Raw genomic sequence first — 11,090 nt, forward strand, 5'->3', positions numbered from 1 at the left:
CGCGGGTCTGCGGCCAGGCGGCGGCGGAGGTGCTCACCGGTACGCTGTGACACCGTGATCCTCGACGGCGAAGACCTCTCCCACAGCCGCCCCGCCCTCCACGACGACGGGCCGCACGTCTTCCGCGGCTGCGACCTGACCGAGGTCGACCTGTCCGGAGCCGCGCTGGCCGGCGCCCGCTTCGAGTCCTGCGTGCTCGACGGCGCCGACCTGCGCAAGGCCGACCTCGACGGCGCGGTCTTCGCGGGCGGCGGCGGCATGCGCCCGAGGTTCAACGACGCCGACCTGATCGACGCCACGTTCACCGACGTCGACCTGTCCTCGGCCCAGTTCGGCGGCGCCCTGCTCACCGACGCCTCCTTCCAGGGCTGCCGCATGATCGGCGCCGCGCTCACGGCCTCGCGCGGCACCGGCTTCAAGGTCGCGCGGTGCAACCTGACGCTGGCCAACCTCGGCGGCTGCTCGCTGCGCGGCGAGTTCATCGAGGGCGTGCGCTTCGACGACGCCGACCTGTCGGGCTGCGACTTCACCGAGGCCACCTTCAGCGACTGCCGGCTCATCGGCACGCGGCTGCTCAACACCACGTTCGCCAAGGCCGACCTGCGCGGCGCCGACCTCGGGCAGCCCGACGACGCCAAGCTGCGCGCCTTCGCCGGCGCGATCATCAACCAGACCCAGGCCAACGCCATCCTGCTGGCCCGCGGCATCACCGTCCTGTGAGCCAGGCTCCGCGCGAGCCAGGTGTCGTGCGGGTCACGCGTCGCGTGGGTCAGGCGTCGCGGGTCGGGCGCCGCATGGGTCAGGCCAGGCGTTTGCGTGCCTCCTCGGCCTCGGCCATCACCCGGCCGATCAGCTCGGCGCACGACGGCAGGTCCTCGATCACGCCCACCACCTGACCCGAGGCCATCACCCCGAGATCGGCCCGGCCGTCCACCATCGCCGCGCGCAGCAGCACCGGCGTGTTGGCCGCCTGGAGCACCTGCGCCCAGGTCAGCTCCCGGCCGCGACGCATCCGCCGTCCCTCGCGGACCAGCGCGCCCCACGACAGGCCGGACAGCCGCCGGAACCGGGCGCCGTTCAGCACCGCGCGCAGCAGCCGCGACCGTTCCAGCGAGGCCACGAACGGGGTGCTGAGCACGCGGTGCGGCACGCCGTCCACCCTGGTCGTCACGACGGTCTCGCGGGCGGCCAGGTAGACGTCCTTGACCGCGCCGGGCACCGGGGACTCGCGGGTCAGCAGGAACCGGGTGCCCATGGCGATCCCGCACGCGCCGTAGGCCAGCGCGGCGACCAGGCCCCGGCCGTCGAAGAAGCCGCCCGCCGCGATCACCGGGATGTCCACCGCGTCCACGACCTGCGGCAGCAGCAGCGTGGTGGCCAGCGGGCCGGTGTGCCCGCCGCCCTCGCCGCCCTGCACGATCACCGCGTCCACACCCCACGCGGCCACCTTCTCGGCGTGCCTGCGCGCCCCCACCGACGGGATGGTGACGACCCCCGCGTCCTTGAGCCGGGCGATCAGCTCGCGCCGGGGCGCCTGGGCGAACGACGCCACCCGCACGCCCTCCCTGATCATCACCGCCACCCGCTCGGCCGCGTCGTCGGCGTCGGAGCGGATGTTCACCCCGAAGGGGGCGTCGGTCCGCTCCTTGACCCGCCTGACCGCTGCCGTCATCTCGGGCACCGACATGGTGGCGGCGCCGATCACGCCCAGCCCGCCCGCCGCCGAGACGGCCGCGGCCAGCCGGGCGCCCGCGACGTACCCCATGCCGGTCTGGACGACGGGATGGCGGCAGCCGGTGAGCTCGGTCAGCGCCGTCCTCACCGGGCCACCTCGCGGTCGCGCGCCCGGCCGGGGTCCAGCCGGTCCAGGACGGCCAGCTCCCCGGCGTCCGGCTCCCGCGTCGTGGGCACCTCCGGCGGGACGACCAGGTCGAAGCCGGTGGCGGCCAGCACGTCGGCCACGCTCACCCCCGGATGCGTGGACACCAGGCGCATCGAGCCGTCGGGCGTGCCGAAGTCGAGCACCGCCAGGTCCGTCACCACCCGCCGCAGCTCGTACGCCCCCCGGTCGGTGCCCAGCCCGCTCACCATGTCCACCTCGGGCACGAACACCCGCCGCGAGTGCCGCGGGATCCAGTAGCTCGTCGGGTCGCACCGCGTGTTCCCCGGCGCCCCGCGCACCCCGAGGAGCTGCGCCTTGGGACGGGCCCAGTCGCCGATGCAGGAGATGTTGCTGTTCCCGTGCCGGTCGATCTGGCTCGCGCCGAGCATCACGTGCCGGCGGCCGTTCAGCACCAGCCACAGGTGCTCCCGGAACGGCAGCCACCCCTCCACCACCCCGGGCGCCGCCCCCAGCGCGGGCACGTCGCCGGTGAGCAGGCAGACGCCGTCGGAGGTGAGCAGATCGGGCTCGAACGTCAGCCGGGCCAGCCGCGCGGCCAGCACCGTGATGGCCCCGCCGATCCCGGCCGCCAGGATCTCCCCGTCGCCCCTGAACGCCTCCGCGCAGGCCACCACGCACACGTCAGCCCTGCTCGTCTCACTTCCACTCATCGACGCCGCCCTCCACGTACCGCCGCTGCCGTTCCTCGTCGCGCCCGTAGTCCGGCTCGCACGAGGTGAACCCGGCCCCGCCGGGCGCCTCGACCACGCCGGTCACCATCGACCGGCTGATCAGCAACGACTGCACCGGCCCCTCCTTCAGCAGGTCGGCGGTGTCCACCAGCCGCTCGCAGGACACGTAGCAGCGCCCGGCCGCCTTGGCGTACAGGTCGTCGAAGTACGGGTCAGGGCCCAGATACTGGGCGTTCCCGCGGGCGTCGGCCCGGTTCAGGTGCACCAGCGCCACGTCCATGGTCAGGGCGGGCACCGCGACCAGTTCCTCCCCGTCCCCGTACGGCGAGCGCACGGTCCGCAGCTCCGGGTTCACCCGCAGCACGCCGGACCCCAGCCCCGCCCGCGTCGGCAGGAACGGCAGCCGGTGCGCCGCCGCCAGCAGCCCGAACATGAACATGCCCTCGTCGTACTCGGTGAACTCGACCGTGCCGGCCTGCCTGGCCGCCCGGAAGTGCGGTTCGAGGGGGATGGAGTCGAGCGTGACGAACGGCGCCACGACCCGGCGCACCTTGCCCGCCGCGCACAACAAGCCGACGTCCGGGCCGCCGTAGGAGACGACCGTCAGATCCCGGACGGACGTCCGCAACAGGCCACCCACCAGGGCCATGGGCTTGCGCCGCGAGCCCCAGCCGCCGATCCCGACCGTCATCCCGCTCTCCACCGAGGCCGCGACCTCCTCGACGGACATCACCTTGCTCATCGGAACCGCTCCCTGTGCTCGTCGCCCATGCCCATGAGGTTCAGCTCGAAGGTGAAGCCCTGCTCGAAGCGGTAGCTGCGCCGCACGTCCACCGGGTCGATGCCGTTCAGCGACTCCTTGGCGCGGCGGATGACGTACGGGTCCTTGGCCGCGATCTGCCCGGCCACCTCCATCGCCGCCGCGCGCAGCTTGTCGCGCGGCACCACCTCCAGCACCGACCCGAACGCGTGCAGCTCGGCCGCCGTGACGCTCCGGCACGTGTAGACCATGGCCCGCATGAGGTGCTGGGGCACCAGCCGGGCCAGGTGCGTGGCCGCCCCGAGCGCGCCGCGGTCCACCTCGGGCAGCCCGAAGTAGGCGTCCTCGCTGGCCACCACCACGTCCGCGTTGCCGGCCAGGCCGACGCCGCCGCCCAGGCAGTGTCCGTGCACGGCGGCGAGCACCGGCACCTCGCACTCGTAGACGGCCGCGAACGCCTCGAAACACTGCCGGTTCGCGCCGACGAGCGCCGTGTGCCCGGGATCGGCCTGCATCTCCTTGATGTCCACGCCGGCGTTGAACCCGCGGCCCTCGGCCCGCAGCACCACCACCCTGGTCGCCGGGTCACGCCCGGCCGCGCGCACCGCCGCCGCCAGGTCGGCCCAGCCCTGGACGGTCAACGCGTTCACCGGCGGCACGTCCACCACGACCTCGGCGACCGGCCCGTCCCGCAGTGTGATCCCCATCGCGCTCCCTGGTCGCACCTAACGCTTGCTTGGTACGGTAGCACCCGTGACGGTCACTTACGACTACACGGGCAGGTCCGTGCTGGTGACGGGCGGCACCCAGGGCATCGGCGCGGGCATCGCCAGGGCCTTCCGCGCGGCCGGCGCCGACGTGACGGTCTGCGCCAGGAAGGACCCCGGCCCCCTGGACGGCCTGCGCTTCGTCCAGGCCGACGTGCGCGTCCCGGCGGACGTCGAACGGCTGGTCGCCGGGTTCGACCGCCTGGACGTGCTGGTCAACAACGCCGGCGGCTCGCCGCCCGCCCCCGTGTCGGGCACCTCGCCGCGCCTGCACGCCCGCGTCATCGAGCTCAACCTGACCGCCCCCTTGCTGGTCTCCCAGCGGGCCCACCCGCTGCTGGCCGCCGCCCGCGGGGCGATCGTGATGATCGGCAGCGTCAGCGGCGCCCGTCCCTCGCCCGGCACCGCCGCGTACGGCGCCGCCAAGGCGGGCCTGCACCACCTGGCCCGCTGCCTGGCCGCCGAATGGGCCCCCGAGGTCAGGGTCAACTCGGTCGTGGTCGGCCTGGCCGACACCACGGCGGCCGAGCGGTACACCGGCCAGGGCCGGGCGGATGCCGCCATCCCCGCGGGCCGCCCGGCCACGCCCGCCGACGTGGCCGCGGCCTGCCTGTGGCTGGCCGCCCCCGGCTACGTGACCGGCGCCGAGGTGCGGGTGGACGGCGGCGGCGAGATCCCCGCCTGGCAACACCTAGCTTCTGACGATATTTCTTGATATCTGTGCATGATCCCCTTGGGAGGTCTTGTGGGCATTTGCGCTGGCCGCGTGGTGATCGTGACAGGCGCCGGACGCGGCATCGGCAGGCAGCACGCCCTGGAGTTCGCCCGGCAGGGCGCCCGCGTCGTGGTGAACGACCTCGGCACCGCCCGCGACGGCGGCGGCGCGTCGTCCGGCCCGGCCCACGAGGTCGTCGCCGAGATCGAGGCCCTCGGCGGCCGGGCGGTGGCCAACTGCGACGACGTGTCCGACTGGGCCGGCGCCGCCCGCCTGGTGAAGACCGCCGTCAGCGCGTACGGCCGGCTGGATGTCCTGGTCAACAACGCCGGCTTCCTGCGCGACCGCATGCTGGTCTCGATGACCGAGCAGGACTGGGACGACGTCGTCCGCGTGCACCTCAAAGGCCACTTCCTGCCGCTGCGGCACGCGGCCGCGTACTGGCGGGAGCGGTCGAAGGCGGGCGAGGAGGTGTCCGGCAGGGTGGTCAACACCTCCTCGGGCGCGGGCCTGCTGGGCAGCGTCGGCCAGGCCGGCTATTCGGCGGCCAAGGCCGGGATCGCCGCGCTCACCCAGGTCGCCGCCGCCGAGCTGGCCCGCTACGGCGTCACCGTCAACGCCATCGCGCCGGCCGCCCGCACCCGGATGACCGAGGAGGTGTTCGCGGCGACCATGGCCAGGCCGCAGGCCGGGTTCGATCCCATGGACCCGGCGAACGTCGCCCCGCTCGTGGTCTGGCTCGGCTCGGCGGCCTCCGCGCACGTGACGGGCCGGGTCTTCGAGGTCGAGGGCGGCACGATCGCGCTGGCCACCGGCTGGCGGCACGGCCCCGCCGCGGACCGGGGCGGCCGCTGGTCGCCGGAGGAGGTGGGCGAGGCCGTCGCCACGCTCCTGGAGGCCGCGCCCGCCCCCGAGCCCGTCTACGGCGCGGCCCCCTGACCCCCGCCGGCTAGCGGACCAGCCCGGGCACGGACGTCTGGCCGTCCCCCCGCAGCGCGAACAGCTCGATGGCGCGCCCCGAGGTCACGTCCACCGCATAGACCACGGCGACGGCGCGGGGGGCGTCGTCCGGATAGGCCAGCAACGTCACCTCCCGGGAGGACGTCCAGCCGCCCAGCTTGGCCGGCCGCAGCCCCTCGGCGAGCCCGGACGGCCTGACCCGGCGCTCCGCGCCTCCCTTGACGTCGAAGACGACGATCGTGCCGTCACGCTGCACCATGGGCTCGCGGTTCCGGTCGAGGGTCGTGCCGACGCGGGCGATCGTGCGCCCGTCCGGGGCCAGGGCGCTGAAGTCGTAGGTGTGCTCCGGGACCGTCACCGGGTCGCGGCCGAGCACCCACAACGCCGTGGTGTCCCCCTTGGCCCTGGCCAGCACGACCGGGCCCGTCCCGTCGGCCACGCTCACCGGCCACGAGCCCTTCGGCAGGGAGGCCGACGTGCCGCCCAGCACGTCCACGAGCCGGGGCGCGCCCGTCGCCGACACCACGAACCGCAGGCCGCCGGGGGAGAGCCGCAGCGCGTACTCGGCGGCGAAGTCCTGGTCGTCCTGCCGCAGCGGTGACGTCCACAGCTGGCCGCCGGCCAGGTCCCGGACGACGATCGCGCGCCTGCCGGGGCTGTAGTAGGCGATCCGGCGCCCGTCGGCCGTCGCCTCGACCGGCCCGTTCCGCGGCCCGTCGGTCAGCTCGTACGTGGCGCCGTCCCGGGTCACCAGCCGCCACGGGCACGCCGGGCCGTCGGTGCGGCACATCGGCCGGTAGAACTGCTCGACCGGCGCGACCCCCTTGGCGGGCAGCGGAAGGGCGGTGGCCGCCGGCGGGGTGAGCACGATCGGCGGCGCCGGACGCGCCTGCTGCAGGAGCACGACGCCGCCGCCCCCGATCACGCAGACCGCCGCCGCGACGCCCACGGCCAGGCGGGTCGCGCGCCTGCGCCGGGCGCGCAGGACGGCCCGCGCCCCCAGGTCGACGACCGGCGCCTGCTCGGCCAGCGCGTGCAGGTCCTCGCGCAGCGTCTTCATCGGTACACCTCCGCGGGGGTGAGGGCGCGCAGCTTGGACAGCGCGTAGTGCGTCTGGCTCTTGACCGTGCCGAGCGAGACGCCCATGAGCCGGGCGGTCTCGTGCTCGGTGCGGTCCTCGTAGAAGCGCAGCACGATCACCGCGCGCTGTTTCGGGGTGAGCCGGGCCAGCGCCTTGAGCAGGGTCAGGCGGCGCACGGTCGCCTCGTCGTGCGCGTGCCCGCCGGTCTCCGGCAGCTCGGCGGCGGGCACCTCGGGCCGTCTGCGCCGGCGCCAGGAGATGGTCTGGTTCACCAGGGCCCGGCGCGCGTACGCCTCGGGGTTGCCGTCCCCGGCGAGCTTGCCCCAATGCGAGGCGACACGGGTGAGGACCGTCTGCAACAGGTCCTCGGCGAGATGGGGGTCTCCGGTGAGCAGGTACGCGGTCCGCATCAGCGACTGCTGACGGGCGCGTACGAACTCGTGGAACCCCTCGTAGCGGTCCATGTAGGACATCAACTCCGCCGCGGGCCCGAAAGTTGGAAATGGTCGTCAGCGCATCGACGACCGGGCGGTGGGACGCAGGCGCAGCCGCACCGGCGGCGCGGTCAGGAGGGGGTCCAGCATGGAGAGGTCCGCCGGGCGCTCGTCCTCGGGCCGGGCGAACCGGGTGAACCACACGAACACGTTCTCCCCGGTCCGGACCGGCAGGCGGGGGAAGGTGTTCTCGGCGTGCTCGCTGTCCAGGCAGCCGACCGGCGGCGTCCCGGCCTCGGCCAGCGCGGGCGCGACCTGACCTGCGAAGAACTCGGCGAAGCCCTCCCCGACGTGGCAGATCGTCGCGACGTACAGGGCGGCGGGCGGCTCGGCGGCGCCCGCGGGCGGCCGTTCCCAGGAGGGCAGCTCCGGACCGGACGGGCGGAGCAGCAGCACGTCGTCGGAGTCGATCATCGTGGCGTTGGCGGCGTCGCGGTGCGCCCGCCAGACGGGGCCGTCGTAGAAGCCCTCCAGCGCCGTCCGGCGCGCCTCCATGTCGGGGAAGGCGCGCAGCCAGGTGAAGGTGTCGGGCGCGTCGGGATCGCGGAAGGTGCCCGCGACGCGCATGCCGAGCGCCTCCTGCGGCTCGACGAACTCGCGCTCGAACAGCGTGATCAGGGTGTCGCGCCGTCCGGGGTGAAGGGTGTACCGCCGTAGCTCGTAGATCATGGCCGGACGTTAGGGCTGGATCACTGCCACCTCATGTCAGCGTCGGCGGCGAACAATGTTCTGATAACTCTGTGCTACCGAATGGCAACGCAGAGTTATATAGTCGCATTGACCTTGATCCCAATGGGTCACAGAAGGTCAAAAAGGGGGCGGCGGCTGCCCGGGGCCCTGGCGTCCGCCGCCTCGCAGGGGTCCACACCGGTGAAGGAGCAGAAGTGATCAAAAGGCTGTGCGCCGCAGGTGCCGTGCTGGCCGCGGCCGCCGGCGTCGCCATGACGGCCGTTCCCGCCCACGCTGACACCTGGTCCGACAACTGGAGCAGCAACAGCGACTCGTCGCAGTCGGGCAACAACTTCGGCGACGTCTCCGCGGCCAACCGTGGTGGCTGGGACTCGACCAACGTCAACAACATCAACGGCGTCGCGACCACCGCCACCGACGGCGGCATCGCGGTGACCTACATCTTCTACTGACCTCCGTACAGCTCCGAGGAAGGGACATCGACATGATGAAGAAGCTCTGCGTGACCACCGGCGCCGTCGCCGCGGCCGCCGCCCTGACGCTCCTGTCCGCCCCGGCCCACGCCGACGTCACCGCGGGCAACTCCAGCTCCAACCACGACACCTCCCAGTCGGGCAACAACTTCGGCAACGTCGTGAACGTCAACGTGAGCGGCACCGACGCCACCAGCGTCAACAACGTCAACGGCAACGCCACGACCGCCACCGACGCCAGCCACGCCGGCACCAGCGTCGACTCCTAGCCAGGCCCGGGGGCGCCCTCCGGCGCGGAGAGGGCGTCCCCGTGCGGGCCGGGTCGAGGCGGCCCGGCCCGCCCCCACTACCATCCCTGGATGACGAACTGTGCATATGTCACCTTTGATGACCCAACCGGCCAGGACGACGAGCGTGACCTCGCGCTCTCCCACTGGCACGCCAACGGCATCGAGGGCCGCGCCGAACGCTGGGACGACCCCGCGGCCGACTGGAGCGCCTACGACGCCGTCGTGGTGCGATCGGCCTGGGACTACATCGACCGGCGCGCGGAGTTCCTGGCCTGGGCCCGCCGCGTCGAGTCCGTCACCAAGCTGCTCAACCCGGCCGTCGTCCTGGAGGGCAACACCGACAAGACGTACCTGAGAGACCTGGGCGTGCCGACCGTGCCGACCCATTGGTCCGCCCACGACCTGCCCGACTGGCCCGAGTACGTCGTCAAGCCCGCGATCTCCGCCGGAGCCCGCGACACGACCAGGACCACCGACCGTGACAAGGCGGCGGAGCTGGCCGCCGCGCTCCAGGCCGCGGGGCGGCAGCCGATGGTCCAGCCCTACCTCGACATGGTGGAGTCGGAGGGCGAGACCTCCCTGCTGTACTTCAACGGCCGCCTCAGCCACGCCGTCCGCCGCCACCCGATGCTGGCGGCGGGGACCACCCTCGACCACAACGCGCGGGCCGAGCTCCGCACCCCGGCCCCGGACCAGGTCGACCTGGCCGAGAAGGTGCTAGCAGCCATTCCCCACGCCCTTCTCTACGCCAGGATCGACCTGGTCCGGCTGTCCGACGGCACGCCGGTGGTCATCGAGCTGGAGCTGACCGAGCCGTACCTGTTCCTGCGGTACGCGCCGGACGCCCCGGCGAACTTCGCCAGGGCCCTGGGGGAGCTGGTCTGATCAGCAGGAGATCCCGCCGTCCACCGGGATGACCGTGCCCGTCAGGTACGACCCCGCCCGCGAGGACAGGAAGACGGCCGCGCCCGCCATGTCGTCGGGCCGGCCGATCCGTCCCAGGGGCACGGTCGAGGCGATGGCGGCGCGGGTGGAGGGGTCGTCCAGGGCGAAGGCCATCATCTTGGAGTCGAACGGGCCGGGGGCGATGGCGTTGACCGTGATGTGCTCCTTGGCCAGCTGCCTGGCCAGGTGGCGGGTCAGCATGTGCACGGCCGCCTTGGTGGAGGAGTAGGCGTAGCTCTCCAGGGCGGGCACCCGGATGCCGTCGATCGAGCCCACGTTGATCACCCGGGCCGGGTCGTCCGGGCCGGCCGCCTGGCGCAGGTTCGGCAGGAACTTCTGGGTCAGGTAGAAGACGCCCTTGACGTTGATGTCCCAGAGCTTGTCGAAGGCGTGCTCCGGATACTCCTCCAGAGGCGCGCCCCAGGTGGCGCCGGCGTTGTTGACCAGCACGTGCAGCGGGCCGCCCACCGCCGTGACCAGCGTGTCCACCCCCTCGGGCGTGGACAGGTCGGCCTGGACGGCCGTGCAGCCCAGCTCGGCGGCGGTCTTGTCGACCTCCGCCGCCTTGCGTGCCGATATGACGACGGTCGCGCCGGCCGCCACGAACCCGGCGGCGATCATGCGGCCGATGCCGCGCGAACCGCCGGTGACGACGACCGTCTTGCCTTCCACCGAGAACAGACTCATGTTCCGGAAGCATGCCATACCGACTGGTCGGTTACTAGCTGCCCTCGTCCTTCACCCAGAGTCGCAGCAGCCCCCGGAAGTGCTCGGTGAACCGCTCGCGCTCGGCCGCCGGGTACGTGGCGGCGACCGTGTCGACCAGTAACCGGTCGAACTCCGGCCCGGCCACCCAATCCAGCACGATCTCGTCGATGTGCCCCAGATGCGTACGGCAGAACTCCTCGTACCGGTCCACCTCGAAGTACCGGTCGGCCAGCTTCCGGTACTGGGCCAGCCGTTCCCCGTAGTCGCCGGTGACCTCGAAGTAGTCGTGCGTCTCCAGGTCGATGCGCGGCCGGCGGCGGGTGGCCACGCAGAACACGCTCCACTTCACCAGCGCCTTGATCGCCCAGGGGAAGTAGTAGTGCAGGCTGGTCAGGGCCACGTCGGGGCAGGCGTTGGCGTAGTCGATCGGGTGCACGTCGGCGCCCTTGACCAGCGTCTCGCAGGAGTTGAACTCCCAGCGGAAGAACGCGTTCACCAGCCGCCCGACGGTGACGACCTCCTCGCCCACGGACGGCGAGAGGAACTCGTGGTCCACGGCGTACCGGGCGTGCATCGGCTCGTCGGGGCGGAAGCGCATGACCATGGGGCGCGGTCTTCACCACCGCCACCACC

The 11,090-nt window shown here is 73.0% G+C and carries 15 protein-coding genes; 6 read left to right on the plus strand and 9 right to left on the minus strand.

What is annotated here, in order from left to right; genetic code table 11:
- The first annotated feature begins 54 nt into the window (after nucleotides 1-54).
- Nucleotides 55-720 (plus strand): pentapeptide repeat-containing protein, encoded by a 666-nt coding sequence (locus ACWCSD_RS37190; protein WP_449922002.1) that lies wholly within the window; start codon nucleotides 55-57, stop codon nucleotides 718-720.
- Between the two features lie 79 nt (nucleotides 721-799).
- Here ACWCSD_RS37190 and ACWCSD_RS37195 read toward each other — a convergent pair whose 3' ends face one another.
- The 4 genes from ACWCSD_RS37195 to ACWCSD_RS37210 are packed head-to-tail and all read right to left on the minus strand — an operon-like array spanning nucleotide 800 to nucleotide 4,041.
- On the minus strand, nucleotides 800-1,822 hold the full coding sequence (locus ACWCSD_RS37195; RefSeq protein WP_358298495.1) for an NAD(P)H-dependent flavin oxidoreductase: 1,023 nt from the start codon (nucleotides 1,820-1,822) through the stop codon (nucleotides 800-802).
- Nucleotides 1,819-2,553: a CoA-transferase subunit beta gene (locus ACWCSD_RS37200; protein WP_449922004.1), complete on the minus strand. Its 735-nt coding sequence runs from the start codon at nucleotides 2,551-2,553 to the stop codon at nucleotides 1,819-1,821. Before ACWCSD_RS37200 ends, ACWCSD_RS37195 begins: the two co-directional genes overlap by 4 nt.
- Nucleotides 2,540-3,316 (minus strand): CoA transferase subunit A, encoded by a 777-nt coding sequence (locus ACWCSD_RS37205; RefSeq protein WP_449922006.1) that lies wholly within the window; start codon nucleotides 3,314-3,316, stop codon nucleotides 2,540-2,542. Before ACWCSD_RS37205 ends, ACWCSD_RS37200 begins: the two co-directional genes overlap by 14 nt.
- Entirely contained in the window at nucleotides 3,313-4,041 is a 729-nt protein-coding gene (locus tag ACWCSD_RS37210) for an enoyl-CoA hydratase family protein (RefSeq protein ID WP_449922008.1), read from the minus strand. The genes ACWCSD_RS37205 and ACWCSD_RS37210 overlap by 4 nt, the downstream gene beginning before the upstream one ends.
- 46 nt (nucleotides 4,042-4,087) lie before the next feature.
- Here ACWCSD_RS37210 and ACWCSD_RS37215 point away from each other — a divergent pair, with 46 nt between their 5' ends.
- Together ACWCSD_RS37215 and ACWCSD_RS37220 are read left to right on the plus strand one after the other, a co-directional pair.
- Complete coding sequence (locus ACWCSD_RS37215; protein ID WP_358298487.1) at nucleotides 4,088-4,816, plus strand: SDR family oxidoreductase; 729 nt, start codon at nucleotides 4,088-4,090, stop codon at nucleotides 4,814-4,816.
- A gap of 9 nt (nucleotides 4,817-4,825) precedes the next feature.
- Nucleotides 4,826-5,755, plus strand: a complete 930-nt coding sequence (locus ACWCSD_RS37220; RefSeq protein ID WP_397160928.1) for an SDR family oxidoreductase — start codon at nucleotides 4,826-4,828, stop codon at nucleotides 5,753-5,755.
- A gap of 10 nt (nucleotides 5,756-5,765) precedes the next feature.
- On the opposite strand, the gene ACWCSD_RS37225 is transcribed toward ACWCSD_RS37220, so the two are convergent.
- Genes ACWCSD_RS37225 through ACWCSD_RS37235 form a run of 3 tightly spaced genes read right to left on the minus strand, consistent with a single transcriptional unit; the run spans nucleotide 5,766 to nucleotide 8,020 of the window.
- Nucleotides 5,766-6,836: a hypothetical protein gene (locus ACWCSD_RS37225; RefSeq protein WP_449922010.1), complete on the minus strand. Its 1,071-nt coding sequence runs from the start codon at nucleotides 6,834-6,836 to the stop codon at nucleotides 5,766-5,768.
- Nucleotides 6,833-7,321, minus strand: coding sequence for a SigE family RNA polymerase sigma factor (locus ACWCSD_RS37230; protein WP_397160924.1), 489 nt, complete (start codon nucleotides 7,319-7,321; stop codon nucleotides 6,833-6,835). The genes ACWCSD_RS37225 and ACWCSD_RS37230 overlap by 4 nt, the downstream gene beginning before the upstream one ends.
- A 45-nt stretch (nucleotides 7,322-7,366) precedes the next feature.
- A complete protein-coding gene (locus ACWCSD_RS37235; RefSeq protein ID WP_449922012.1) occupies nucleotides 7,367-8,020 on the minus strand; it encodes an NIPSNAP family protein in 654 nt (217 codons plus the stop codon).
- Between the two features lie 215 nt (nucleotides 8,021-8,235).
- Here ACWCSD_RS37235 and ACWCSD_RS37240 point away from each other — a divergent pair, with 215 nt between their 5' ends.
- From ACWCSD_RS37240 to ACWCSD_RS37250, 3 genes are all read left to right on the plus strand, one after another.
- The gene (locus ACWCSD_RS37240) at nucleotides 8,236-8,493 is read left to right on the plus strand and encodes a hypothetical protein (protein WP_449922014.1); all 258 of its coding nucleotides are present in this window, start codon (nucleotides 8,236-8,238) and stop codon (nucleotides 8,491-8,493) included.
- A 32-nt stretch (nucleotides 8,494-8,525) separates the two neighbouring features.
- Nucleotides 8,526-8,783, plus strand: a complete 258-nt coding sequence (locus tag ACWCSD_RS37245; RefSeq protein ID WP_397160918.1) for a hypothetical protein — start codon at nucleotides 8,526-8,528, stop codon at nucleotides 8,781-8,783.
- 90 nt (nucleotides 8,784-8,873) lie between these two features.
- Complete coding sequence (locus tag ACWCSD_RS37250) at nucleotides 8,874-9,689, plus strand: ATP-grasp domain-containing protein (RefSeq protein ID WP_364340334.1); 816 nt, start codon at nucleotides 8,874-8,876, stop codon at nucleotides 9,687-9,689.
- Here ACWCSD_RS37250 and ACWCSD_RS37255 read toward each other — a convergent pair whose 3' ends face one another.
- Both ACWCSD_RS37255 and ACWCSD_RS37260 read right to left on the minus strand, forming a co-directional pair.
- The gene (locus ACWCSD_RS37255) at nucleotides 9,690-10,436 is read right to left on the minus strand and encodes an SDR family oxidoreductase (protein ID WP_358298473.1); all 747 of its coding nucleotides are present in this window, start codon (nucleotides 10,434-10,436) and stop codon (nucleotides 9,690-9,692) included.
- Between the two features lie 34 nt (nucleotides 10,437-10,470).
- The gene (locus ACWCSD_RS37260; protein ID WP_449922017.1) at nucleotides 10,471-11,061 is read right to left on the minus strand and encodes a hypothetical protein; all 591 of its coding nucleotides are present in this window, start codon (nucleotides 11,059-11,061) and stop codon (nucleotides 10,471-10,473) included.
- Nucleotides 11,062-11,090 lie beyond the last annotated feature (29 nt).

This window comes from Nonomuraea sp. NPDC001684 (genome assembly GCF_053596515.1).